Origin of the sequence: Sphingomonas piscis (genome assembly GCF_011300455.1) — a bacterium.
Classification (GTDB): domain Bacteria; phylum Pseudomonadota; class Alphaproteobacteria; order Sphingomonadales; family Sphingomonadaceae; genus Sphingomicrobium; species Sphingomicrobium piscis.
The window spans coordinates 794,648-819,786 of sequence record NZ_CP049869.1 but is presented as its reverse complement, the minus strand read 5'-3'; the positions used below and the strand labels follow the sequence as shown (position 1 = coordinate 819,786).

At 63.3% G+C, this 25,139-nt stretch carries 19 protein-coding genes; 11 read left to right on the top strand and 8 right to left on the bottom strand.

What is annotated here, in order from left to right:
* Positions 1-9: 9 nt before the first annotated feature.
* Positions 10-1,629 (bottom strand): DUF5597 domain-containing protein, encoded by a 1,620-nt coding sequence (locus G7077_RS04060; protein ID WP_166410593.1) that lies wholly within the window; start codon positions 1,627-1,629, stop codon positions 10-12.
* Between the two features lie 77 nt (positions 1,630-1,706).
* Complete coding sequence (locus G7077_RS04055; RefSeq protein ID WP_166410592.1) at positions 1,707-3,305, bottom strand: sodium/sugar symporter; 1,599 nt, start codon at positions 3,303-3,305, stop codon at positions 1,707-1,709.
* Positions 3,306-3,403: 98 nt separating this feature from the next.
* On the opposite strand from G7077_RS04055, the gene G7077_RS04050 reads away from it, so the two are divergent.
* Complete coding sequence (locus tag G7077_RS04050; protein WP_246167370.1) at positions 3,404-4,345, top strand: ROK family protein; 942 nt, start codon at positions 3,404-3,406, stop codon at positions 4,343-4,345.
* A gap of 18 nt (positions 4,346-4,363) precedes the next feature.
* Here the strand turns inward: G7077_RS04050 and G7077_RS04045 are convergent, their stop codons facing one another.
* Both G7077_RS04045 and G7077_RS04040 read right to left on the bottom strand, forming a co-directional pair.
* Positions 4,364-4,744, bottom strand: coding sequence for a DUF6491 family protein (locus tag G7077_RS04045; protein ID WP_166410591.1), 381 nt, complete (start codon positions 4,742-4,744; stop codon positions 4,364-4,366).
* A 48-nt stretch (positions 4,745-4,792) separates the two neighbouring features.
* Positions 4,793-6,916, bottom strand: a complete 2,124-nt coding sequence (locus G7077_RS04040) for an alpha-glucuronidase family glycosyl hydrolase (protein ID WP_166410590.1) — start codon at positions 6,914-6,916, stop codon at positions 4,793-4,795.
* A 78-nt stretch (positions 6,917-6,994) separates the two neighbouring features.
* On the opposite strand from G7077_RS04040, the gene G7077_RS14050 reads away from it, so the two are divergent.
* Genes G7077_RS14050 through G7077_RS04010 form a run of 7 tightly spaced genes read left to right on the top strand, consistent with a single transcriptional unit; the run spans position 6,995 to position 14,780 of the window.
* Positions 6,995-7,588, top strand: coding sequence for an endo-1,4-beta-xylanase (locus tag G7077_RS14050; RefSeq protein ID WP_246167368.1), 594 nt, complete (start codon positions 6,995-6,997; stop codon positions 7,586-7,588).
* Entirely contained in the window at positions 7,588-8,172 is a 585-nt protein-coding gene (locus G7077_RS14045; protein WP_246167366.1) for an endo-1,4-beta-xylanase, read from the top strand. Before G7077_RS14050 ends, G7077_RS14045 begins: the two co-directional genes overlap by 1 nt.
* The gene (locus G7077_RS04030) at positions 8,169-10,721 is read left to right on the top strand and encodes a glycoside hydrolase family 9 protein (protein ID WP_206367691.1); all 2,553 of its coding nucleotides are present in this window, start codon (positions 8,169-8,171) and stop codon (positions 10,719-10,721) included. Before G7077_RS14045 ends, G7077_RS04030 begins: the two co-directional genes overlap by 4 nt.
* Positions 10,718-11,827: an aldose epimerase family protein gene (locus G7077_RS04025; protein WP_166410589.1), complete on the top strand. Its 1,110-nt coding sequence runs from the start codon at positions 10,718-10,720 to the stop codon at positions 11,825-11,827. The genes G7077_RS04030 and G7077_RS04025 overlap by 4 nt, the downstream gene beginning before the upstream one ends.
* Entirely contained in the window at positions 11,824-12,798 is a 975-nt protein-coding gene (locus G7077_RS04020; RefSeq protein WP_206367690.1) for a glycoside hydrolase family 5 protein, read from the top strand. The genes G7077_RS04025 and G7077_RS04020 overlap by 4 nt, the downstream gene beginning before the upstream one ends.
* Positions 12,799-12,850: 52 nt before the next feature.
* The gene (gene mgrA, locus G7077_RS04015) at positions 12,851-13,849 is read left to right on the top strand and encodes an L-glyceraldehyde 3-phosphate reductase (RefSeq protein WP_206367727.1); all 999 of its coding nucleotides are present in this window, start codon (positions 12,851-12,853) and stop codon (positions 13,847-13,849) included.
* 1 nt (position 13,850) lies between these two features.
* Complete coding sequence (locus tag G7077_RS04010; protein ID WP_166410588.1) at positions 13,851-14,780, top strand: polysaccharide deacetylase family protein; 930 nt, start codon at positions 13,851-13,853, stop codon at positions 14,778-14,780.
* Here G7077_RS04010 and G7077_RS04005 read toward each other — a convergent pair.
* Positions 14,770-17,163: a glycoside hydrolase family 3 N-terminal domain-containing protein gene (locus G7077_RS04005; RefSeq protein WP_425505303.1), complete on the bottom strand. Its 2,394-nt coding sequence runs from the start codon at positions 17,161-17,163 to the stop codon at positions 14,770-14,772. The two genes, G7077_RS04010 and G7077_RS04005, sit on opposite strands and share 11 nt — an antisense overlap.
* A 113-nt stretch (positions 17,164-17,276) precedes the next feature.
* On the opposite strand from G7077_RS04005, the gene G7077_RS04000 reads away from it, so the two are divergent.
* From G7077_RS04000 to G7077_RS03990, 3 genes are all read left to right on the top strand, one after another.
* Entirely contained in the window at positions 17,277-18,377 is a 1,101-nt protein-coding gene (locus G7077_RS04000; RefSeq protein WP_246167364.1) for a LacI family DNA-binding transcriptional regulator, read from the top strand.
* A 63-nt stretch (positions 18,378-18,440) separates the two neighbouring features.
* Positions 18,441-19,859, top strand: a complete 1,419-nt coding sequence (locus G7077_RS03995; protein ID WP_166410586.1) for a sugar porter family MFS transporter — start codon at positions 18,441-18,443, stop codon at positions 19,857-19,859.
* Positions 19,860-19,949: 90 nt separating this feature from the next.
* Entirely contained in the window at positions 19,950-21,611 is a 1,662-nt protein-coding gene (locus tag G7077_RS03990; RefSeq protein WP_246167363.1) for an MFS transporter, read from the top strand.
* Here G7077_RS03990 and G7077_RS03985 read toward each other — a convergent pair.
* From G7077_RS03985 to G7077_RS03975, 3 genes are read right to left on the bottom strand one after another with little or no spacing between them, the layout of a single operon-like run.
* Entirely contained in the window at positions 21,604-23,535 is a 1,932-nt protein-coding gene (locus G7077_RS03985) for a sialate O-acetylesterase (protein ID WP_166410585.1), read from the bottom strand. The two genes, G7077_RS03990 and G7077_RS03985, sit on opposite strands and share 8 nt — an antisense overlap.
* The gene (locus G7077_RS03980; protein ID WP_166410584.1) at positions 23,514-24,383 is read right to left on the bottom strand and encodes an SMP-30/gluconolactonase/LRE family protein; all 870 of its coding nucleotides are present in this window, start codon (positions 24,381-24,383) and stop codon (positions 23,514-23,516) included. The genes G7077_RS03985 and G7077_RS03980 overlap by 22 nt, the downstream gene beginning before the upstream one ends.
* On the bottom strand, positions 24,383-25,126 hold the full coding sequence (locus G7077_RS03975) for an SDR family NAD(P)-dependent oxidoreductase (protein ID WP_166410583.1): 744 nt from the start codon (positions 25,124-25,126) through the stop codon (positions 24,383-24,385). Before G7077_RS03975 ends, G7077_RS03980 begins: the two co-directional genes overlap by 1 nt.
* Between the last annotated feature and the right edge of the window lie 13 nt (positions 25,127-25,139).

The following is a 25,139-nucleotide window of genomic DNA, read 5'->3' as shown; positions in this document are numbered from 1 at the left end:
GCAAATCAGTCAGCGATAGACGCCGAGCTTCACCTTCAGAAGCACGGGCTGCGCAGTGAAGTTGAGTCCGTAGTCGGTCTGGTCGCCGTTCCACACCCGGCGCATGACCCAGCGGCCCTGACTGTCGAACGTCCCTTCTTCGACCCGGACCATCGCGCCGTTCTCGCCGGGTGTGGGTTTGTCGAGCGCAAAGCGGGCGCGAACGTCGGACCCGGTAACCAGGAATTCGTCGGGACCGAGCTGCGCCACCGCCATGCCGCCGACCGGTTTGCCAGTCGTCGGATGCGGGTCGACGTGGATCCAGGTCATCCCCCGCTCACCGAACTCCCACAGTCCATATTGCGCCGTGACCTTCCAGCGGCCCATTACCTTGCTCTGATCGGCCTCGTCCGTCGCCTTGGCCGTTCCCCAAGTGGGGTGGTTGAACGCGATCCGTGCCCACTGACTCGCGATCGGCAGGAACAGCCTGTATTTGGACGCAAAGGCTTCCATCGCCTCGGCGTCCAGCGCTTTCGCGCCGAGCGGGTAGTTGGAGTAGGACGTGTAATCCATGCCGAAGGGCGCGAAGCCGATGCCGCCCTTGCCCAGCACGCTCCAGAAATAGCGCGCATACTCGGGCGCATTGCCGATCTCCGGCACGAACAGCGCGTTGCTCGACACATTGTAATGGCTGAGATAGGCCTCAACCGCCTTGGGATCGCGGGCGTAGATGTCCGGTGCCAGCGCATCGATGTGCGGCGCCGCGACCTTCCACAGGTCGACCATGTTCCACTGCGGGCCGCCCGACGGGACGGTGGAGGCGGCCTTGGCGTTAAAGGCGTCACCGAGTGCGGCGTTCACATACATGGGCAGCGGCTTCACCGCCTTTCCCGCGGCGGCAATCTCATCGACGTAGCGGGCCATGTGCCAGCTGGTGAAGGCCTGCTCGGCAAAGTCGCCGAAAACCTGAGTCCAGGTTCCGGCCTTGCCTTTTAGGCGGGCGAGTTCTGCAGGGACCGCGCCGCGAAAGGCGGCGTCGGCTGCCGGGGCGTGATCGCGCGCAAGTCCGTAGCTGCCGATCTCATTTTCCGGCTGGACCATGATCACGGTATTCTGCGGATCCTTCTCGCGCAGATATTGCATCAACTGGACGAACGCGCGCTTGTCGGCCTCCAGTGTCGTTCGGTGATGCGGCGAGAAGGCGTAGTGGGTCTTGCCCTCGGGCGTCCGCATGCGCGGAAAGCGCGCCGTGTTCATCTTCACCCATTCGGGCGTGTAGTTGGGATTGGTGTTCTTCCACGTGCCGAACCACAACAGGACGACCCGGACATTGTTCTGCCGCGCCTGAGGTAACAGCGCGTCGAGATAGGAAAAGTCGAACCGCCCTTCCTGCGGCTCGATCTGCTCCCACGACACTGGAATTTCCAGCGTGTTGGCATGAAGCTCGCGCAGCGCCGGCCAGACCTTGGCGAGCTGCGAGGGGTAGTTGCTGCTGTTATGAGCCTGCGCACCCAGGATAAGGTAAGGCGCGCCGTCTACCTCGAACATGTGGCGGCCGTTCTTGGAGACCAGTCGCGGGAGGTCCGCCGCCGCTGCTGCTGCTGACATGGCGAGCACCGCAGCGGCCGCCACCAAATGCCTGAACTTCATCCTGCTCCCCAACACTGTTTTTTTTGGACTGTGACACGCGTGTCGGCGAAAGCAAAGGCTCCGTCGGTGGCGCTAACTCACCACCATGTCGCGTAGAGCGCGATGAGGATCAGGATCACGCCCAATCCCGCGATGTTGAAGATTGCGGGCGTCCGGAAGCTGACGCCTTCCATCGTGACCCGATTGGCATCGCCCCGGCCCTTCACTGCCAGGCTGATGATCACCGCCAGGGCCAGGCTGATCAGGAAAACGAGGCCCATTCGATTCATGAACGGGAAGTCGGGCATCGCCACCTTCAGGACGTAGGACAGGACCACGGAAGCGACCGCGGCGGCGATCGCGCCGGCTTCCGTCGCACGCTTCCAGAACAGGCCGAGCAGGAAGATCACGGTGATCCCAGGTGTGAAGAAGCCTGAGAATTCCTGGATGAACTGGAAGGCCTGTTCGGAGCTTCCGATCAGCGGACGGGCCGTGAGTAGGGCAATCACCACGGCCACCGCGGCGACGCTGCGGCCGATCATGACAAGGTGCTTTTCCTCCGCACCGCTCTCGCCTTGACCGTCTTCGGCGCGGGTCCGCTCGCCGCGCCACTTGGCATAGAGGTCGAGCGTGAAGATGGTTGCGATCGAGTTGATCTTGGAAGCTGTCGACGCGATGATCGCCGCGACTAGCGCCGCAAAGACGAGACCGAGCAGGCCGGGCGGCAACAGCCGCATCATGGTTGGGTAAGCCTCATCCGGCTTGTCGAGACCCGGCGCCAGCATGACTGCCGCAATGCCCGGCAGGACGATGATCACCGGCATCAGCAGCTTGAGGTAAGCGGCCAGCACCACACCCTTCTGCGCCTCGCCGAGGTTCTTGGCCGCAAGCGCGCGCTGGATGATGTACTGATTGAAACCCCAGTAGCTGAGGTTGGCGATCCACATTCCGCCGACCAGCACCGCAATGCCGGGGAGCTCCTTGAAATGCTCGTTGCTAGGGTCAAGGATCATGTCGAAGTGATCGGGCGCGCGCTGCGTCAGGGTTGCGAACCCGGCGAGAATGCCCTGACCACCGCCGATCTGGTCCAAGGTCAGGTAGGAGACCACGAGCCCGCCCAGCACCAGGAGGGTGACCTGAACGAAGTCGGTCAGCGCCACTGCCTTGAGGCCGCCGTAGAGCTGATAGAGCAAGGCGAACGCCCCGAGCGCGACCAGCGCCACATCCTGGTTGACACCCGCGACCTTGTTGACCGCGATGGAGCCTAGCCAGATGATCGAGGTCAGGTTCACGAAGACGTAAAGCGCCAGCCAGAAGATCGCCATGATCACGGGGAGCAGCTTGCCGTACCGTTGCTCCAGGAACTGGGGCATCGTGTAGATCTGGTTGCGGAGGAAGATCGGCAGGAAATATTTGCCGACGATCAGAAGGGTCAGCGCCGCCATCCATTCGTAGGAGGCGATGGCGAGCCCAATCGCATAGCCGCTGCCGGACATGCCGACGATCTGTTCGGCGGAGATGTTGGCCGCGATGAGCGAGGTGCCGATCGCCCACCAGGGAAGCGACTTGGACGCGAGGAAATAGTCGGACGTGTCCTTCTGGTGGCCCGCCTTCTCGCGGCTGACCCATTGCGCCAATCCAAAAATGAAGATCGCATAGGCGATCACCACCAGCGTATCGATGGTCGACAGGCTCATGCTACTCCCCTCCGTTTGACCACAACGCTATGGGCAGTGCGCCGGGTTGGCAAATGAAGTTTGCCGGAGGGTGGCCGGACAAGAGCAGGAGCCGGAGCGTGGTGACTGAAGTGCGGCATGATGATTGGCCCGATGAAGACGTGCTGATTGCCGGCGTTGAGCTTGGCGGCACCAAGTGCATTTGCAGCCTTGCCGATGCGTCAGGCGACGTCCGGGCCCAGGAGACCGTTGCCACGACATCTCCCGACGAAACGCTGGCGGCGATCGAACGGATACTTATCGGATGGCAGCAGTCGCACGCATTCGAGCGGCTGGGGGTCGCTAGCTTCGGCCCTGTCGATCTCGATGCTGGATCCGCCACTTGGGGCTATATCACGGCCACGCCCAAAGGAGGGTGGATCCGAACCGACGTTGGACGCCGCCTGGGCGCAGCCGTTGGTGTCCGACCAGCCTTCGACACGGACGTCAACAGTGCCGCCTTGGCTGAAATGCGATGGGGCGCCGGGAGGGGGCTGAAGGATTTTGCTTACATCACCGTCGGTACCGGCGTTGGTGTGGGGCTGATCGTCAACGGCTCACCCACTCGGGGATTTGCGCACGGAGAGCTTGGACACGTCCGCGTTGCTCGCCACCCTGACGATCGGTTCACAGGCGCGTGTCCATTCCATGGCGATTGTGTCGAAGGTCTCGCGTCGGGCAGTGCATTGAACGCGCGTCTGTCCGGACGGGCGTTCGCGGACGTCACCGGTGAGGACCCCATCTGGACGGCGGTCGCGTGGACCTTGGCGCAACTATGCCATGTGATCGTCTGCGCTGCTGCCCCTCGGCGGATCGCAGTTGGAGGCGGCGTGGTGGAGCGACAGCCGCACCTGATCCCCGTCATAGAGATGATGCTGCGGGATAGCCTGGCGGGCTACATGCCGCTGCCTGAAGGCAAATTGGTCATAAGTCCGGGTCTTGGATCTCGCGCCGGTCAATTAGGACCGATCGCGCTGGCCCTTGACGAGAACCTAGGCCGACCTCCGGTGAGAGGGTTTTGAAACTCTACCCTGCGCTCGTTACGGTCGCCGGTAGGGCGTCCACTCTCCAAGCAGGCAAGCAGGACCTGGAATGGTGGATCCTGGATAAAGCGTGCGGATCCGGTCGCCGCTGCAATACTGGCCCCCATTAGCCTCGACGATCAGCGTGTTGATCGGCTCCAGACCCGGGCATTGAGCGCGCAAGCGGTTGACGTAGATCGTCGAGCCCGACCCATACGCAACCATCTGCTTGTTCACAGTCCGGATGCTGTTTTGCCCGAACGGAGAGATGCAGGATTGCGGCTTGCCAGCTGTCCGTCCCTCCACTTCCTGCGCGAAAGTGTCCTTGGTCAACAGTCCGCTCTGAGATGAGCAGCCGACAAGGGCGAGACATGCCAGGGGCAGGACGTTCAAACGCATTGGACCTCTCCTTATTGCTGCAACGCGCAGCCCTGGCCTACGATCCGCCTAAGGGTTGCCGGGCAGTCCTTCAAATTTGATCGTCTTATAATAGCTAAGCGGCCGGGCAGGGAGGGGGTGACCTTCCGGTAGCGGCAGATGATTGAGACTCTGCCAGTAAGCGATCGACGCGTCCCGCCACCATTGCGCCTCCTGCTGCTGGGCGCGCAGGTCCGCGGCCACTTGCGCATGGCGGACGGGATCGATGGTGCCGGACAGCGCGGACCACTGTGCCTGCATCGCGCCAACCTTGGCGACGCCCAGATCGTAACGCGCGACCAAGGCGTTCCACAACGTGTCGCCGGACCGCATCCGGTGCGACCAGGGGACGTGGTGGAACCATAAAAGATATTCGTCGGGAACCTTGTCCAGGTCGGCGAAGGTGCGGGCGATCTCGGGCGCATATTGGTCCGCGGCATTGCTGCCGGCCGTGGTCCGGTCGAAGCCAATGCCGGTCGCGTCGGCCTTGTGGAAATAGGCCGGGTTCCAACTGGGCGTGCCGAGGTCGGCGACCCAGGGCGCAGGGCCGTGATGGTGGCTCGTTCCCATAAGGTGGGTGAGCCCGAAGGGAGTCATGTAGTCGACGGTCGCTTCACGTGATCCCATCATCAGCGACGTAATCAGCGTAATCGCCTGCGGTGCGTTCCCCCAGGTGAGACGGGTCCATTCATTAGCGACAGCAGCGGGATCGGCGTGCAGATTCCAGGCAAGCCGGCCGTGGGCATACCAGTTGGCCTGGTCGAACAAGGTACCGGTCCAATTCCGGTCGTTGCCTACGTTCGAAACGCCTGCGATCGCGACGATGGTGCTTGCCACATCCGAGGTCGGGCGAGGTCGGGCGGTGCGGCTGCGCAGCACTTCGCTCCACATCGGGCCGAGGTAGGCGATACCGGTGGACTGGCCGAGGTATTCGCGGGTGACCTGAGTTTCGAGCGCGAGCTTGGTTTTGGGCATGGCGCCGAACAGTGGACTAAACGGCTCGCGCGGCTGGAAGTCCAACGGGCCGTTCTTGACCTGAACGATCACATTGTCGCGGAACTTGCCGTCCAGCGGCTTGAACTCGTCATAGGCGGCACGAATGCGGTCCTGGTCCGGGCCCATCGCGTAGACGAAGGCGCGCCAGAAAATGAGGCCGCCGTGCGGCTTCACCGCGTCGGCCATCATGTTGGCGCCGTCGGCATGATTGCGGCCATAACCCTGCGGACCGGGCTGACCCTCGCTGTTGGCCTTGACCAGGAAGCCGCCGAAGTCGGGAATGAGGCGGTAGATTTCGTCCGCCTTCGCTTTCCACCAGGCACGGACCTCAGGGTCGAGCGGGTCCGCCGTCTTCAAGTGCCCGAGATCGATCGGCGAGGAGAAACGTGCCGAAAGATAGACTTTGATCCCATAGGGACGAAAGGCACCCGCGAGCGCCTTGACCTTGAGGAGGTAGGGCTCGGTCAGAATTTGCGCATTGGCGTTGACGTTATTGAGCACGGTCGCGTTGATGCCGACCGAGGCATTGGCACGGGCATAATCGATGACGCGGGCGTCGACGGTGGGAAGTTGCTGCCAGTTCCAGATCGACTTGCCGGAATAGCCCCGCTCGATGAAGCCATCGAGATTGTCCCAATGGTTGAGCATACGGAGCTTGAGCGCGGGCGTTTCCGAGATGTCGAGGCTGTCGATCGACTGCTGCATCTGCATTCGACGGAGCAGCGCAAAGCTGCCGTAAAGCACGCCTGTTTCGCCATTGGCGGCTACCACCGTAATCCGGCTACCGCGCAGGGTTGCCGATCGTAGCAGATAGCCTTCGTTTCCGAGCCTTCGCAGTGGGAGCCGCATCTGCCGGATGAGTGCGGAGCTTGCCGGCGTGCCGATCAGGATCGCACCATCGCGAAGGTCGGCGGCGGGCGTCACCTGCAGCATGCCACCGATGCCGCGCCGCAATTCGGACGCCGCAGCCGCGATGGTCGGGGATGTAGATTCGGCCACCACGCTGGTCGCGCGGCCGGCATATTGCGGCGTCGCCTGGGCAGCGATCGGACGGTAGCGGAGCCACAGATCGTAGCCGTCCTCCACTTGCGCCGAGGCAGGCGCGGCAACAAAAAGAAGTGACCAAAGGATGTTAGTCAGGATCAGCAGGCGCAACATTTTCTGGCGACTCTTTCGTGGACGGCGCTAAATGCTTGTAAGCGCGAAAGATTGGTAGCGCTACCATGGGGAGAGGTTATGGAAGTCACCAGGCGCGGAAGCCTGATGCTGGGCGGCGCATGTGCGCTTGCCGCGTGCACGCCGGTTCGACCGGCATCCAATTTGCGTCCTGCGGATTCCCTGGACAGCCTGGCACGGCGGACAGGCCGGCGCTTTGGCTCCGCCGTTTCCTGGTCGCCTCCGAATGCCGATCGCGGCAGCTTCGCCAACCCCGCTTACGCCTCCATCTTGGAGCGCGAATGCGGCGTGCTGGTGCCTGAAAATGAGCTCAAATGGCAGTGGACGAGGCGCAACGAGGGCCAGTTCGAGTTCAAGTCGTTCGATGCAATCGCCGACTATGCGACGTCGCACAATTTTCTGCTGCGTGGCCACACGCTCTTCTGGACGCCGACTCAATGGTATCCGGAATGGCTGAAGACGCATGACTTCGGCGCGCGGCCGGCGAGCGCTGCCGCGGCAATGCTGACCGAGCATGTGCAAACGGTGGCCCGGCGCTACGGCAAGCGCATTTACTCCTATGATGTTGTCAACGAAGCGGTGCAGCCGGAAACGGGCGAGATCCGTGACACTGTGGTTACCAAGGCGATGGGGGCGAAGCCTTCCTTGATCTGATGTTCCACACCGCGCAGAACGAGGCGCCGCACGCGCAGCTGGTCTACAACGATTATATGAGTTGGGAGCGCGGCACGGAGGACGAAACCCACATCAAGGGCGTGCTCAAGCTGCTGGAAGGTTTCCGCAAACGCGGAACACCGGTTCATGCGCTCGGGATCCAGTCGCACATCCGCCTGCTGAAGGACCTGCCGGTCGGCGAGATCGTGCGCGAGTCCACGGGTCCGTGGCGCACTTTCCTCGATGAGGTGGTGGCGATGGGCTACGGGCTCGAGATCACGGAACTGGACGTCAACGACCGCAAGGCTCCGGACGACATCGTTCAGCGCGACCGCATGGTGGCCGATTACACCCGCGCGTACATGGACGTGATGCTGAGCTATCCTCAGCTGCAGACGATCATGGCTTGGGGCATGGTCGACAAATATAGCTGGCTGACCGGCTTCGACCCGCGCGCGGACAAATCGATCAAGCGCGGAACGCCCTACGATGCCAACTTCCGTGCCAAGCCGATGCGCGATGCGATCGCCGCGGCCTTCGCCAACGCATCAACGCAATATGTTTCCGGGCGGAATAAGGCGTGAAGACCAGGTTCTTGATTGCTCTTGCCGCTTCCTCGGCCCTTGCTACGCCCGTCCTCGCGCAGAATTTGAAGCTTAACGACAAGGGCTATTTCACCACGCCAGGCCTCGATGTGATGGTCTTCAACGATTACTATCCCGAAGGCCACCAGACCGGCGTCACGATCATCCAGCATGGCAAGCGCGTTGCTGCCAACGGCGACATCCGGCTGGAGCCTTCGCCCGGCCAATGGTCGGCGATGCCCAAGACCGTGACCCGCAACGTTGACCGTGCCACCAACACGATCAGCCAGACGCTGACCTTCCCGAACCCGGAAGCCAACCGCAAGGGCTTCAATCCGGTTTTCTACCCCAACATCGACGTCAATTATAAGGTTCGGGTGACGCCGCTCGCGGGCAATAGCTTCCGCATCAACGTCGATCTCGACAAGCCAATCCCGGCGGAATGGGTCGGCAAGATCGGCTTCAACTTCGAACTCTTGCCAATCCACTACTGGGGCAAGAGCTTTCTGATGGACGGTCAGAGCGGCATCTTTCCGCGTCAACCCAACGGTCCGGTAGTGGCCCCGGCGGCCGATGCGCCGAAGGTCGAGGTGCCGGTTCCGGTGCAGCCTAACGGGCCGGTCACCGACCTCAACACCGAACCGGAAGGCGTTGCGCTCGCGACGGGACGCAAGCTGGTCGTGGCTGCCGACGACGATCAACAGCGCATGACCTTTCAGAGCAGCAGCGGCGCAATGGAGCTGATTGACGGCCGCCTCAACCACAACAATGGCTGGTTCATCGTTCGTGAGCCGATCCCGGCAGGCAAGACGACGAACGCGCTGGAATGGGTGGTCACGCCGCACGTCCAGCCGAACTGGAAATATGAGCCCGTGATCCAGGTCAGCCAGGTCGGCTATGCCCCGAACCAGCCGAAGAAGGCGGTGTTCGAGCTCGACCCTAGTGACGCGAACGTCGGACCCGCAACGCTGTACCGCCTGACGGAGAATGGCCGCGAGCAGGTGATGCAAGGGGTCCCGCAGCAATGGGGCGATTTCCTGCGCTACAAGTATCGCACGCTGGACTTCAGCAATGTGACGCAGCCCGGCATGTATGTCGTCAGCTACGGCGGCAAGAGCTCCCACCCGTTCAAGATCGGCGCCGACGTCTATTCGCGCCACGTGTGGCAGCCGACGCTGGAAGTCTTCCTGCCCGCCCAGATGTGCCACATGCGGGTGCATCAGAAGTACCGGGTGTGGCACGCGCACGACCATCTCGACGACGCGCTGATGGCGCCGACCAACCTCAACCACTTTGACGGCTACGCCTCCGGTCCGAGCACGCTCACCAAGTATAAGCCTTACGAACTGGTGCCCGGGCTGGATGCCGGCGGCTGGCATGACGCCGGCGACTACGACATGCGCGTCGAAAGCCAGATCGGCACCATGTGGCTGCTGGCCAAGATGGTGGAGGAATTCGGCCTCGATTATGACGCCACCACCATCGATCAGAAGCGCAAGCTGGTGGAGATCCACACGCCCGATGGCAAGAATGATGCCGTCCAGCAGCTCGAGCATGGCCTGTTGAGCGTGATGGGCGGCTATCGTTCGATGGGACGCCTTTATCGCGGCATCATCGAGCCCACGCACCGTCAATATGTGATGCTTGGCCAAGCCGAGAACCAGTCGGACAATGTTTGGCGCAAGCCCGTGGAGGGGCTTGGCAAGGACGCCAGCGGCAATCCCATTCCGTTCGACGACCGCTGGGTGTTCACCGAGGACAATCCCAATCGCGAGCTTTACGCGGCGGCCGGTCTGGCGGCGAGCGCGCGGGTGATGAAGGCGAGCAATCCCGCCTTCGCCGCAGAGACGCTGGCTGCTGCCCGCGACCTCACCGCGAAGGCGATGCCGCGCGGCAAGAGCGTCCAGAACAAGGTATTCGCGCTTGCCGAACTGCTGCACGCAACCGGCGACCAGGCCTATGCCCGCCAGATCGTTGCGATGGAGAAGGACATCCTCGGCAACATCGAGGACTCCGCCTGGCGGCTTGCACCCGTGCTCGGGCAGATTCGCGACGCAGGCTTCAAGCGGCGGCTGGATGCGGCGGTCGCCGCTTATCAGGCGACAGTGAAGCAGAGTGCTCGCACGGACTCACCGTACGGCGTGCCCTACAAGCCCGACATCTGGGGGGCAGGCTGGACAATCCAGGAGCGCGGCGTCCGGCAGTATTTCTTCCACAAGGGATGGCCGCAGCACACCGATCCGCAGAGCTGGGTCAGCGCGCTAAACTTCGTGCTCGGCGTTCACCCCGGCGAGAACACCAACAGCTTCGTCAGCGGCGTAGGCGCCAAGTCGGCGACGGTGGCCTACGGTACCAATCGTGCGGACTTCTCCTACATCCCAGGTGGCGTGATTTCCGGCACGGCCCTTATTCGGCCGGACTTGCCGGAGCTGAAGGAATGGCCCTTTTTCTGGCAGCAGACGGAATATGTCATGGGCGGCGGAGAAACGAACTACATGTTCCTCGCCCTCGCCGCTGACCGACTTTACGGCAAGGGAGGGGCTCAATGAGGATGTTGCTGGTCATGGCCGCGCTTGCGGTCGCCGCCCCCGTCTGGGCTGGAACGGCGGTCGAGGTGCCCTACGGCAAGCTCAAGGACGGGACGCAGATCGGGCAGACGATCCTGCGCAACGACCATGGCATGGAGGTGCGTCTGATCGGCTATGGCGCGACCATCACCGACATCATCGTTCCCGACCGCAACGGCAAGGTGGCCAACGTCAATCTGGGCTTCGACTCGATGGCCGATTGGGAAGCCAAGAACGAAGGCTATGGATTTGGCGCGGTGATCGGGCGCTACGCGGGCCGGATCGCGGGTGCGCGGGTCCGGATCGACGGCAAGGACTATCCGCTCAACGCAAACGAACGGGGCAATACGCTCCATGGCGGCGGAAATGGCCTCAGTTCCACGGTTTGGCGGGTGGAACCGTTCAGCCAGCGCGATCGGGTCGGGGCCCTGATGACGTACAGCAGCCCGGCGGGGGAGCAGGGCTTCCCGGGCAAGCTGGACGTGCGGGTCACCTACACCCTGACGAACGACAATGCGCTGCAGATTGATTACGACGCGCGGACCGATGCCGCGACGGTGCTGAACCTCACCAATCACGCTTATTTCAACCTCGCCGGTGCGGGTAACGGGACGATTCTCGACCACCGGTTCCAGGTTTTTTCCGATCGCTACATAGAGTTTGGCCCCGGCTCCATTCCTACGGGGAAGTATCTGTCCGTCGCCGCAACCCCGTTCGACTTTCGCGCGCCCAGCACCATCGGATCAAAGATCAGAGATCCGCTGGTAGGGCCGAACGGCTACGACCATGGCTGGATACTGGAGGGGCGGGGCGACGTGGCGCGGCTTGCCGCCCGCCTCTCCGATCCGAAATCCGGCCGGGTCATGGACGTGCTGACGACCGAGCCGAGCATCCTTGCCTACACGGCCGGCCATCTTGGACGGGATCGGGGCGCGAACGGCATCGAACTGCCCCGCCACGGCGGCATCGCGCTTGAGGCGCAGCATGTCTCGAACGCTCCCAACAACCCGCAGCTTCCATCGACGCTGTTGCGTCCGGGCGAGGTGTATCGGGCAACGACCATCTTCCGCTTCTCGGTCCAGAAGTGACGCTGCTGCGAATCGCGATTGCACTTCTAGCACTGACCGGCGCTACGACGGCGGCCGCGCGAACCCCGGTGCAAGAACATGGTGCGCTCCGAGTGCAGGGCAACCGCATCGTCGATCAGCATGGGAAGCATGTCGTCCTTCGCGGCATGTCTCTGTTCTGGAGCCAGTGGCAGGGCAAATATTACAACCGTGCGGTCGTTCGAACGTTGGCCAAGGACTGGCACGCCGATGTCGTGCGCGCCGCCATGGGGGTGCACAGCGGCGGTTACCTGGAGCGCCCGGCCGCGGAAATGCGCAAAGTGGAGAAGGTGATCGACGCCGCGATCGCGGAGGGCATCTACGTCATCGTGGATTGGCACGCGCACGACCCCGAGCCGAAGGCGGCAGCGGACTTCTTCGCCAGGATCGCGCGCAACTACGGGCGCCATCCGAATATCATCTATGAGACATACAACGAGCCCTTGCCAAAACATGGGTGGGCGGCGGTGCTGAAGCCCTACCACAACCAAGTGATCGCCAGCATCCGCGCGGCCGATCCCGACAATCTGATCGTGGCGGGCACGCGCAGCTGGTCGCAGGATGTCGACGAGGCTGCAGCCGATCCGCTGGCCGACCCCAACACGGCCTACACGCTCCACTTCTATGCGGGCACGCACCGGCAGCCGCTGCGTGACAAGGCCGACAGGGCGATGAAGCTCGGCGCCGCCCTGTTCGTCACGGAATGGGGCAGCACTGACGCCAATGGCAACGGGAATGTCGATGTGGCTGAGACGCGCCGCTGGTTCGACTTTATGGAAAAGAACAAGCTCAGCTATCTGAACTGGTCGATCGCCGACAAAAATGAGAGTTCGGCGGCCTTGCTTCCGGGCGCCTCGCCATCGGGCAAGTGGCCGGACAACATGATTTCGCAATCCGGAAAGCTGACTCGCGATCAGCTGCGTCGGATGAACACAACTCGAAAAGGAAATTGACGACGTGATCAAGCCGCCTTTTGTCGCCGAGGACAGTCGCTACGACGGGCGTATGCCTTACCGCCGCTGTGGCCGAAGCGGGCTCGACCTGCCGGTCGTGTCACTCGGGCTTTGGCAGAACTTCGGTGGCAATGACGTTTTCGAAACCGGGCGCTCGATCCTTCGGCGCGCCTTCGACCTCGGTTGCACGCACTTCGACCTCGCCAATAATTACGGGCCGCCCTACGGCTCCGCGGAAGAGAATTTCGGCGCTTGGCTGAAGGCCGACTTTCTTCCCTATCGCGACGAGCTGATCATCTCGACCAAGGCCGGCTACGACATGTGGCCGGGACCCTATGGCAATGGCGGGTCGCGCAAATATCTGCTGTCGAGCCTCGACCAGAGTCTAAAGCGGATGGGGGTCGACTATGTCGACATCTTCTATTCGCACCGGGTCGATCCGACGACACCGCTGGAGGAGACGATGAGTGCGCTTGTGCAGGCGCACCGCCAGGGCAAGGCGTTGTACGTCGGCATTTCATCCTACTCGCCGGAGCTGACGCGCCAGGCGCAGGCCATCCTCAAGTCGGAGGGCGTGCCGCTGCTGATTCATCAGCCGAGCTATTCCATCCTCAACCGATGGATTGAGGGCGGACTGCTCGACACACTGGACGATCTCGGTGTCGGCTGCATCGCCTTTTCCCCGCTTGCGCAGGGATTGCTGACGAAGAAATATCTTGGCGGCGTTCCCGATGACGCACGGGTGGTGCGCGGCGTTCATTTCCCCAAGGACGTGTTGAACGAGCAGGTGCTCGGCAACGTGGGGGCGCTGAATGACATCGCCCAGGCACGCGGCCAGACGCTGGCGCAGATGGCGATCGCGTGGGTGCTTCGCGATCCGCGTGTGACATCGGCGCTGATCGGTGCCCGCACGGTGCAGCAGCTGGAAGACTCACTGGGCGCGCTGAAGCGGCTGGACTTCTCGCCGGACGAACTGGCGCGCATCGATGCCAATTCGTCGAGCGAGGGCGTCGATATCTGGGAAGGCTCGTCTTCCGTAAAGGAACTCTGAGATGGTCGGTCGCGCGTCCCTTACGCTTGCCGCGGTTCTACTTGCGGGGTGCGCGAGCGTCGCGCCATCCGCATCGCAGCCGCTGCAGCTGGCGATCACCATCGACGATCTGCCTGTGCACGGCGGCATGCCTCCGGGGGTGACGGCGAACCAGGTCAACGCGCAGATGGTTGCTGCGCTGAAAGCGGCGAAGGCGCCGACCTTTACCTTCGTCAACGCCGTCGGCGTCGAGCGGCAGCCCGAAACGGCGCAGGCACTTGCCGCGTGGCACGCCGCCGGCTTTCCGCTGGGCAACCACACATGGTCCCATCCGCACCTAAGCGAGCTCACGCAAGCGCAGTTCGAGGCGGAAGTGACGAAGAACGAGGCGACGCTGCAGCGGCTCGGCGGAGGCGGCGATTGGCGCTGGTTCCGCTACCCCTTCCTCGATGAAGGGGAGAATGCGGCGAAGCGCGCAGCTGGGCGGCAGGTGCTCGCCAAGCACGGCTACAAGGTCGCGGCCGTGACCATGAGTTTTTCGGACTGGGCGTTCACCGCCCCTTACGCGCGCTGCGCCGCTGCCGGCGACACGGCTGCAATGGCGCGCATGGAGCGTCTGTATCTCGCTTCAGTCGGCGAGAATATCGCCTCCGCCCGCGCAAACGCACACAAGCTGTACGGCCGCGACATCCCTTACGTCCTCCTGATGCACGTCAGTGCGCTCAGCGCCCGGATGATGCCGCAGGTGATCCGCGCCTACCGCGATGCTGGTTTCCGCCTGGTGACGCTTCAGCAGGCCCAGCGCGATCCCGTTTACCGGGGCTATACGGACCTGACCTTGCCTGCGCCGGCGAGCGAGAGCGACCAGGCGCGCGCCAAGGGCGTATCCCTATCCGCCGCCCCGGACCATCAGGCGGAGCTCAACGCCATGTGCAACGGCGCTAATCCGTAACCGTCAGCTTCGAGCTCTTAAGGTCAACCGAGTTCGGTCCGGCGGAGATGGTGAAGGTGCCGGGTTCGACCACCCGTTTCATCTCAAGGTTCCAGAGGGACAAGTCCTCAGGCTTCAACGTAAAGCGCAACGTCCGGCGCTCTCCGGGGCGAAGCGTCACGCGCTGAAAACCTTTTAGCTCAATCACCGGCCGGGTAATGCTCGCCTCATCGTCGCGGACGTAAAGTTGCACCACCTCGTCGCCGACGCGCTTACCCGTGTTGGTCACATCGACACTTACGCTCGCGCTCTGGTCCTTGCGGATGCGGGCGTCGGCGATGCGGGGTGTACCGATTGCGAAGCTGGTGTAGCTGAGGCCGTAGCCGAACGGGTAGAGCGGCGTCGTCGTGTCGAACAGATAGCCGCGCCGGGCGCTCGGCTTGCGGTTGTAGTAGATCGGCAACTGGCCAACGTTCCGGGCGATACTGACGGGGAGCTTGCCCCCTGGGTTGACCTTGCCGAACAGCACGTCGGCGACGGCATTCCCCGTCTCCTGACCCAAATACCAGCCTTCAAGAATCGCAGGCGCCTTCTCGGCAAGCATGTTGATCGAGAGCGGCCGTCCGTTGAGCAGCACGACCACCGTCGGCTTGCCGAGCGCAAGGACCGCCTGCGCGAGTTCGTTCTGCTGGCCGACAAGGTCGAGCGATGTGCGGTCTCCGAGGTGCCCGTCGGCCCAGGCTTCGCGGCTCAGCTGCTCATTGTCGCCGAGCACCATCACCACAACGTCCGCCTTTCTCGCGGTTTCGACGGCCTCGGCGATGAGCTTGCGATTGACCTCGGCGGGAACAAGGTTGACCTCGTCGCATGACCAGCAGCGGCTTTCAGTCAGGCGCACGCCTTCCGAATAGTCGATGGCGACCTTGCCTGCGGTGGCGCTCTGCAGCCCTTCAAGCACGCTGACGACATGCTTCGGCTCGTCGCTGTAGCCGCCGATCGGTGTGTCCTTGGCATGGGTGCCGAGCAGCGCGATGCGCTTGATGCCGTTGATGTTGAGCGGCAGCAGTCCACCCTGGTTCTTCAGCAGGATCACCGACCGCTGTGCGGCCTCGCGGGCAAGCGCCACCGCCTCCGGGGTCGCAGTCTTGGCTTCGGCGCCCGCAACGTCGGGATAGGGGTTCTCGAACAGGCCAGATTCGAACTTCAGGCGCAGCATCCGGCGTACGGCATTGTCGACCAGTTCTTGCGGCACCTTGCCATTCCTGACGAGCTCGGGGAGGTGAGTGTAGGCTTCCCCGTCCGGCGTTTCGGAATCCACGCCAGACTTGATGGCACGTTCGGCGGCGTCCTTGATATCGCTGAACAGGTGGTGGCGGCTGATCAGTTCGCGAATGGCATAATAGTCGCTGACGGTCGCGCCCTTGAACCCCCACTCGCCGCGAAGCACGTCGTTGAGCAGCCAGCTGTTGGCGTGGGACGGCACACCGTCAATTTCATTGTAGGACGGCATGACCGCCTGCGCGTTCGCTTCCTTCACGGCACGCTCGAAGGGCGGGAAGAAATTCTCTCGCAGGATACGCTCAGACACCTGCGCGGGGCCGACGTTGGTGCCGTTCTCCGGTTGGCCATGCCCTGTCATATGCTTCAGCGTCACCAGCACCTTATCGGCCGGCAGCGGGAAGGTTGTGCCCTGAAAGCCGCGAATGGCGGCGAGGCCGATCGTTCCCACGAGGTACGGATCCTCGCCATAGGTTTCCTCGATCCGACCCCATCGCGGATCGCGCGCGACATCGACCACTGGCGCCAGCGCCAGCGTTGCGCCGCGCGCGCGCATTTCACGCGCGGCAACTCCGAACACTCGCTCGATCAGCGCGGGATCCCAGCTGCTGGCGAGTCCGATCGCCTGAGGAAAGCTGGTGGCTCCGCGCGCGACGTAGCCGTGCAACGCTTCCTCATGCATCAGGATGGGAATGCCGAGCCGAGTGCGCTCGACGGCCCAGTGCTGCGCCGCATTGACGTAGGTCGCCGTGTCGGCTGCCTCGCGGTTGGTGCCAGCCGCCGACGCTCCCGCCGCATTGTTGGAGCGCACCACGCCGCGTTTGTCGGACGGCCGCGCCACCTGGCCCAATCCGTCGGGAAAGTTGCGCGACGCCTCCGCGGCATCGAAGACGCCCGCATCCGTCTGGATCTTAGCCTTGCCCTCCCAGACGGTGATCAGCTGCGCCGCTTTCTCCTCCAGCGTCATGCGCGACAGCAGGTCCTCCACCCGTTGCTCGATCGGCTGCCGAGGGTCCTTGTAGATCGCTTGGCCGGTCTGCGCGGCGGCACTGGCGGCCATGATTCCGGCCAGGCTGGCAACGGCAGCGATCGACTTCAGCCGGCGGTGCAGGTTCGTCATGATCATCCTTCCAAGGTGTGACAGCGCTTACCGGCCGCTTGTTGCATAACTGAGGGGCCAGCGCCCCATCCGTCAACGCCAGTTTGCAAACAGCTGGCGGCCGCAATAACGTCGTCACCGTGAGCAGGGAGAGGGGGTCCACGCGCCGCAGCCGCGGCACCGTCACCATCGAGGATGTCGCGCACGCCGCTGGTGTGTCGGCGATGACCGTGTCGCGCGTCATCAATGGCGGCAAGAACGTTCGAGAGGCGACCCGGGTCAAAGTGACCGAAGCGGTCAAGCAACTCAACTATGCGCCCAACAGCGCTGCACGCAGCCTGGCGGCAGGCGAGCCGATGCACTTCGGTCTGCTCTATGCGAACCCGAGCGCCAGCTACCTCAGCCAGTTCCTGATCGGCGCCCTCCACGCGGCCCGCCACGCCGGCGCGCACCTGACGATCGAAGCATGTGAGTCGGAAGATGCCGGCGAGCAGGCAGAAGTTGCGCGCCGCTTCGCGCTCAGCGACGTCGACGGAGTGATCCTGCCGCCGCCGCTGTCTGAATCGAAACCCATCCTGCAGGAGCTGGCCAATCTTCGGATGCCGTTCGTCACGGTCGCGATGGCCTCCCCAAAGCCCCACAGCCTGAATGTCCGCATCGACGATCGCGCAGCGGCCGAGGAGATCACGCGCTATCTGCTTTGCCTTGGACACCGGAACATCGGCTTCATCCGTGGCCATCCCAATCATATCGCCAGCCAGGATCGCGCGCAGGGTTTCGCGGACGCGCTCAAAGAAGCGGGAATGAAGGTGGACGATATGGCGGTGGAACAGGGCTACTTCAGCTATCGTTCCGGCATCATCGCCACCGAACGGCTGCTGAAGCGCGCAAAGCGGCCCACCGCCATCTTCGCCAGCAATGACGACATGGCTGCGGCGGCGATCAGCGTCATCCACCGCCATGGTATGTCGGTGCCTCAGGACATCAGTGTGGTGGGCTTCGACGACACCATGCTTGCGACCAGCGTCTGGCCGGAACTGACCACCGTGAAGCAGCCGATCGCGGCTATGGCGGAGGCGGCGCTCGACCTACTGATGGCGGACCTTCGCTCCCGCATTACCAAGACACAGCGCAAGGTGAACGAGCGCGTCTTGACCCATGCCCTCATCATCCGTGAGTCTTCCGGGCCACCACCGCTGGAAAAAGGCTCGAAACGCAGGGAAAAAGCTGCCAGCAAGTGATTGCGCGCAGCAGGGAAACTGTTACCGCTAACAACAAAGAAACATTCCACGAGGGAGAGGGGAATGACTGAAGCAAGCCCGGCACGGGCAAATATGGGATATGTGGGGGCCATCGTTGCCGTCGCGACGATCGGCGGGTTCCTGTTCGGCTACGACAGCGGGGCGGTGAACGGCACGCAAGGCGGTCTCAGGACCGAATTCAACCTGGACGATGCGGGGCTCGGTTTTACCGTCGGTTCGCTGCTCATCGGTTGCTTCATCGGCGCCTTCTTTGCCGGCCGCCTGGCCGACCTGATGGGTCGCCGTAACACGATGATGATCGCCGCCGTGCTCTTCTTCATCGGTGCGATCATCCAGGGCCTCGCTCACGACCAGACCCTGTTCGTGCTTGCGCGTATCATGGGCGGCATGGCTGTCGGTGCCGCGAGCGTCCTCTCGCCTGCCTACATCTCGGAAGTTGCGCCCGCGAGCATTCGCGGTCGTATGACGACGCTGCAGCAGATCATGATCATCACCGGCCTAACCGCTGCTTTCCTCGTGAACTACGTCCTTGCAGCTTCGGCGGGTGAGTCCACGGCAAGTTTCTGGGGCGGCATTGAAGCATGGCGCTGGATGTACCTGATGCAGGCGCTGCCTGCCGCAGTGTTCCTGCTGGCCCTGCTCTTCATCCCTGAAAGCCCGCGCTACCTTGTCTCGAAGGGCCGTAACGAAAAGGCCCAGGAGGTCCTCACCAAGCTCTTCGGGGCGGAAGTCGCCAGCGCCAAGCTGGAGGAGATCAAGGCGAGCTTCGATGCTGACCACCGTCCAAAGCTCAGCGACGTGAAGGCGCCTGCCGGAACCCGCGGCTTCCTGGGACTTCGCACCTTGGTGTGGGCCGGCATCATGCTGGCGGTGTTCCAGCAGCTCGTCGGGATCAACGTGATCTTCTATTATGGTGCGACTCTGTGGCAGGCCGCCGGCTTCTCCGAGGCTGAGGCGCTGCAGACCAACATCATCTCGGGTGCCATTTCGATCGCGGCCTGCTTCGTTACCGTCGCGCTGGTCGACAAGATCGGTCGCAAGCCGCTGCTGCTGATCGGTTCGGCCGGGATGGCAATCGCGCTGTTCATCATGGTCTATGCCTTCTCAACGGGCACGTTGAACGGCGATCAGCTCGCCCTTCCGGGCAGCATGGGTATGGTCGCGGTGGTCGCGGCGCTGGCCTATTCGGCGCTGTTCAACATCAGCTGGGGCCCGGTCATGTGGGTCATGCTGGGCGAAATGTTCCCGAACCAGATCCGTGGATCGGCGCTAGCCGTGTGCGGCTTCGCGCAATGGTTCGCCAACTACCTTGTCGCCCAAAGCTTCCCGATCATGCTGGGAAGCCTCGGCCTGGCCGCAAGCTACAGCTTCTACGCTGTCTGCTCGGTGATCAGCTTCTTCCTTGTGCAGAAGCTAATCAAAGAGACCAAGGGCAAAGAATTGGAGCAGATGGAGGGCTGACGCCAACCGTCCGTTTACTTGAATCAGGGGCGGTTGGCGCATGGCTGACCGCCCCTTTTTTGTTCTAGCGTTCGAACATGGGAGAGGGCCTTGGCCGAGGGTTCAACAACAGCCGCGGAGCCGCCGAAGAAAGGCGTTGCATCCGTCATCGCCGCATCGTCGCTGGGCACCATCTTCGAATGGTATGATTTCTACCTCTACGGCCTGCTGGCGACGATCCTCACGACGCAATTCTTCAGCGGGGTGAATGAGACGACGGGGTTTATCTTCGCACTGGCCGCCTTCGCCGCCGGCTTTTTCGTGCGGCCGTTTGGGGCTCTCGTCTTCGGCCGCATCGGCGACCTGGTCGGGCGCAAGAACACCTTCCTGGTAACCATGGGCATCATGGGCTTCTCGACCTTCGCGGTCGGCTTGCTGCCGAGCTACAAAACGGCAGGCGTGGCCGCGCCCGTGATGCTCGTAGTGCTTCGCCTGCTGCAGGGGCTTGCGCTCGGTGGCCAATATGGCGGTGCGGCGACCTATGTCGCCGAGCATGCGCCAGACAACAAGCGCGGCTTCTACACCAGCTTTATCCAGACCACGGCAACGCTTGGGCTGTTCGCGACGCTGCTGGTGGTGATCGGTACCCGCACCGCAATCGGTGAGGAAGCATTTGCCGACTGGGGCTGGCGTATTCCCTTCCTCGCCTCGATCCTGCTTCTCGGCGTTTCCTTGTGGATTCGGCTGCAGCTGAACGAGAGCCCGGTATATCAGCAGATGAAGGACAGCGGCACGACGTCCAAAGCGCCGCTCACCGAGGCGTTCGGCAATTGGGGTAACCTCCGGATCGTCCTCATCGCGCTTTTCGGTGCGGTCGCGGGGCAGGCGGTGGTCTGGTACACGGGCCAGTTCTACGCCCTCTTCTTCCTCGAAAAGACGATGAAGCTGGATGGCTACACGGCCAACATCATGATCGCCGTCGCGCTTGCGCTCGGCACGCCATTTTTCGTCTTCTTCGGCTGGCTGTCCGACCGGATCGGCCGCAAGAAGATCATCCTCGCCGGCTGCCTGCTGGCCGCGATGACCTACTTTCCCCTGTTTCATGCGCTGGCCGGTGCGGTGAACCCGGCGCTTGCCAGGGCGCAATCGGCCGCGCCGGTGACAGTGGCTGCCGACCCGGCCGACTGCTCGGTGCAATTCGATCCGATCGGCAAGAACAAGTTCGACGCGCATTCGTGCGACGTGGTGAAGGCCTATGTCGCCAAGGCGGGCATCAGTTACGAGAACCGGGCGCTGGCGGTCGGCTCCCCAGCCCAGTTGATCATCGGCAACACCGCTCTGCCGGCGCCCGATGCGGCCGCGTTGGCATCTCCCGCCAAGGCCGATGCGATCAAGTCATTCCAGGAGCGGGCTGGAAGCGCGCTGAAGACGGCGGGCTATCCGGCAAAGGCGAACTCGGCGCAGGCGAACATGCCGCTCGCGATCCTCATCCTGACGATCCTCGTCCTTTACGTGACGATGGTCTATGGGCCCATCGCGGCGCTACTGGTGGAGCTATTCCCGGCGCGCATCCGCTACACGTCGATGTCGCTGCCCTACCATATCGGCAACGGCTGGTTCGGCGGCTTCCTTCCGACCATCGCCTTCGCGATCGTTGCCGCCAACGGCAACATCTATGCCGGCTTATGGTACCCGATCGTGGTTGCGGTGCTGACGGTGGTCATCGGGATCCTCTTCCTGAGAGAACCCCGCGACCATCACGTGCCTAGTTGATCGGCAGTTCGAACGACGAGGCGGGCAGCAGATCCGTGTCGTATAGATTGATGACCGGATAGTCGTTCCAGGCGAAGCGCACGCGTGTTGCGGGCTGGCCGTCTCCCGGGATCGTGACGGTCGATCCGCTGACGCGGGCATCGGCGAAGCGGCAGCTTGCCTGCGTCTCGCCGCACAGTTCGAAGCCGATTGCCGACTTGCCGCTCAACGCCTGAAGCGGCTTGCTGAAGGTGATGGTCACCGCGTCACCGGTGCGCGTGGCACGAAGCGGAAGAGGCGACAGCTTCCCCCCGGTATCCGCATAGGCAATTGTACGCGCCGCCAGCGCCAGCCTGCGACCAAGCTCCAGCTTGTTGGTCGGATGGATATCGTCCGGTTCGCCAAGGTCGATCGCGGGGACAAAGGCGGCATGAGCGTCGGTCTGCGCGAAGGCGCGCTGCTCGCTCGCAAGCCGTGCCCAGCCGCTGTCGAACGGCGTCGATCGCATGGGACCATATCCGGCGAGCCCGACGACGATCGCGGGGAGGTTAGGGTCACGGAACTGCTTGCGCCACGTGCCGAACAGGGCAGCGAGGCGCCGGTCGTAACTGGGTGTGTCGACGTCGGTTTCGCCCTGGTACCAGGCGGCGCCCTTGAGTGCCATCGGCCCAAGCGGCGCGATCATCGCGTTGTAGAGCGTCGCGGCACCGTTAGGACCCGACCAGGGAGCGGAGGGAGGCGCGCCGATCTTCGGGTCCACCTTGGCGAATTGCCACCCGTCGCCGAGCGGCTGCGTGCTGCCATCGGCGAAGGTCAGCTTCAGCTTCTCCGCGGGGCCGGCCAGACCGCCCGGACCCCAGCTGTTGCGGGCGAAGACGATGATCTCATTCTCGCCGGCCTTCAGGATGCCGGGCGCGATCTTGTAGGTCCGCTCGGCGCCCCAATCGTTGGTGTTGCCGACGCCGACACCGTTGACGAAGGTCTGATCCATATCGTCAACGACGCCCAAGGAAAGGGTGCCGCCTGCAGCCGCCTGCGCGGCGGTGAGGCTGACCGTACGACGCAGCCAGATTGCGCCTGTGAAGCCGCTCCAGTCGGCGCCCCATGTGCTGAAGAAGCCGACGTTGGGAATTGCCGCCCAGTTTAGTGCACTACCTTTGAGCCACGGCTCCCGGCCGGCGCTGTCCCCGCTTTGCGCTCGCCACCAGGTGCCGAAGTCCTGGCCGAGCTGCCGCTGCGCTGCTGCCGGGTCTCGCCGGAAGGTGGAGATCAGACCGGTGGCTGCCTTACCGTCGACCGATTCCACCGCGGCTTCGTTCATCCACGCACGGATCGGCGTACCGCCCCAGGTGGAATCGATAAGGCCGATCGGCACCTTCTGCGACCCGCGAAGATCGCGCCCCATGAAGTAACAGGCGGCGGAAAAATCGGGGACCGTCTTCGGGCCGGCAAGGTCCCACTTCGGCGCTTCGCCGAAAGAGGTTTCCGGGTTGATCGACGTCTTCTTGGCAATGGTGGTGATGCGCAGCTGCTCGTCGGCCGAGGTCATGATCGCACCGAACGAGCCGAGCGACTGTGCAAGGCCGAATTCCATGTTCGACTGGCCCGAACAGAGCCAGACATCGCCGATCATCACGTCTTGGGCCGAAGCGGTAGCGCCATTGGCACCGGTGACCTGGAGCGAATAGGGTCCGCCCGCCTGCATTGCCGGCAGTTCGGCAAGCCAGCGACCCTGTTTGTCCGCGCGGATGCTGCGGCTTCCGTCGCCAAGTGCCACTGTGAGCCGCTCGCCCGGAGTCGCGGTCCCGTAGATCCGAAGCGGCGTGCCGCGCTGGAGTACGGCATGGTCGCTGATCAGCGGGTGAAGTGTGGGGGCCGGAAACGCGGGCGTGGTGATGCCGCCCAGAAGAGCGGCGAATGTGGTCAGTCGGCTACGTACGCGCATGATACCCCCGGCACATCGACTTGGAAGCTGAATAGGTCGCCGGACTGCGGTGCGCGGTCCAGCTCCTCCGCCGACATTCCCTGCCGCGCGGTTGTCGCATAGGCGGTGGTGAGGTCGGGACCGCCGAACGCAATCTTGGTGACGTTGGGCACTGGAAATCGAACCCGCTGGAGAAGCTCGCCTGCCGGGGAATAGCGGCGCGTTTCCCAGCCAGCATATATCGACACCCAAACGCAGCCTTCGCTGTCGATCGTCGGGCCGTCGGGATAGCCGTCAGCCTCGGTCAACTGGAGAAAGGGCCGGCGCGGCCCGATCCGACCATCGGGGCCAAGGTCCGCGGCGGTGAGTGAGCGGCCTAGCGTGTCGACGAGATAGATCGTGCGCCCATCAGGGGAGACGGCAGGCCCGTTGGTGATTTCGATGTCGGCGACGCCGGCAGCATGGACCTTGCCGATGGAGAAACGGTAGAAAGCGCCGGACTTGGCGACCTCCCTGTTGTCCATCGACCCGAACCACATTGTGCCGGTCGGGTCCGTTACCGCATCGTTGAGGCGGTTGTCGGGCAGATTCGGCTCAACCGCCGCAATGCGCGAGAAGCTGCCGTCCGCCGGATCGAAACGAGCCAGCCCGCTTTGCAGCCCGGCGATGAACCCACCGCTGCGCGCGGGTAGGGCGAAGCCGACGAACTCGGGAGCATCCCAACTCTGTTTGTCACCGCTCGCCGGATCGAAGCAGTGGATATGCTTCTTCTTGATATCGACGAACCAGAGCGCCTGATCCCGCTCGACCCAAACGGGTCCTTCGCCAAGTTCGGCGCCAAGCTCCCAGACGCTATGCGGTTCACTCATCAGCGCCAGCCTGCATCCACGAAATATTCGTGTCCAGTCATCAACTTGCTGTCGTCAGCCGCCAGGAACATCACCAAGGCCGCGACGTCCTCGGGCATCAGGCGCCCCGACATGCACTGCGCGTCGACGATCTCCTGCTCGCCCTCCGGCGTGTACCATTGAAGCTGGCGTTCGGTACGGACGTTGCCGGGCACAACGCAGTTCACGCGGATCTTGTCGCGCCCGAGATCGCGGGCAAGGCTGCGGGTCAGTCCCTCGATCGCGGCCTTCGCGGTCTGATAGAGCGCCAGATCAGGCAGTGCGAGGTGCCAGCTGATCGAGCCCAGGTTGATGATCGATCCGCCCCCGCGTTCCTTCATCCCCTTCACCGCAGCCTGCGTGCAGAAGAAGAGGTGTTTGAGGTTCACGTCCATCCGGTCGTCCCAATATTCCTCGGTGACGGCCTCGATGTCGTGGCGGTCGTCGTTGGCGGCATTGTTGACCAGCACGTCGAACGGCCCGTTGTCCAACACTGCCTGCTTGACGGCGCCGATGTTGGTCAGGTTGATGTCGACGAACTTGGCGCCGGTGCGTTCCGCAACCGCCTGCGAGTTGGCCGAAATGTCGAAAAACGTGACCTCGCTCCCCTGATGCGCAAAGCCTTCGACGATGCCTTCACCGATGCCTGATCCACCGCCGGTGATAAGGACGCGCTTGCCCTTCAGGCTGGGGTAGATGGCACGCTGATCACTGGCTTGCGTCACTTAAAACATCCTA

Coding starts and splice junctions, on each gene's coding strand:
- G7077_RS04005 (WP_425505303.1), bottom strand. CDS start 17,163: ATGATCATGACGAACCTGCACCGCCGGCTGAAGTCGATCGCTGCCGTT.
- G7077_RS03980 (WP_166410584.1), bottom strand. CDS start 24,383: ATGAGTGAACCGCATAGCGTCTGGGAGCTTGGCGCCGAACTTGGCGAA.
- G7077_RS04010 (WP_166410588.1), top strand. CDS start 13,851: ATGGTCGGTCGCGCGTCCCTTACGCTTGCCGCGGTTCTACTTGCGGGG.
- G7077_RS03995 (WP_166410586.1), top strand. CDS start 18,441: ATGACTGAAGCAAGCCCGGCACGGGCAAATATGGGATATGTGGGGGCC.
- G7077_RS04025 (WP_166410589.1), top strand. CDS start 10,718: ATGAGGATGTTGCTGGTCATGGCCGCGCTTGCGGTCGCCGCCCCCGTC.
- G7077_RS14050 (WP_246167368.1), top strand. CDS start 6,995: ATGGAAGTCACCAGGCGCGGAAGCCTGATGCTGGGCGGCGCATGTGCG.
- G7077_RS14045 (WP_246167366.1), top strand. CDS start 7,588: ATGTTCCACACCGCGCAGAACGAGGCGCCGCACGCGCAGCTGGTCTAC.
- G7077_RS03985 (WP_166410585.1), bottom strand. CDS start 23,535: ATGCGCGTACGTAGCCGACTGACCACATTCGCCGCTCTTCTGGGCGGC.
- G7077_RS04045 (WP_166410591.1), bottom strand. CDS start 4,744: ATGCGTTTGAACGTCCTGCCCCTGGCATGTCTCGCCCTTGTCGGCTGC.
- G7077_RS04055 (WP_166410592.1), bottom strand. CDS start 3,305: ATGAGCCTGTCGACCATCGATACGCTGGTGGTGATCGCCTATGCGATC.
- G7077_RS04060 (WP_166410593.1), bottom strand. CDS start 1,629: ATGAAGTTCAGGCATTTGGTGGCGGCCGCTGCGGTGCTCGCCATGTCA.
- G7077_RS04040 (WP_166410590.1), bottom strand. CDS start 6,916: ATGTTGCGCCTGCTGATCCTGACTAACATCCTTTGGTCACTTCTTTTT.
- mgrA (WP_206367727.1), top strand. CDS start 12,851: ATGCCTTACCGCCGCTGTGGCCGAAGCGGGCTCGACCTGCCGGTCGTG.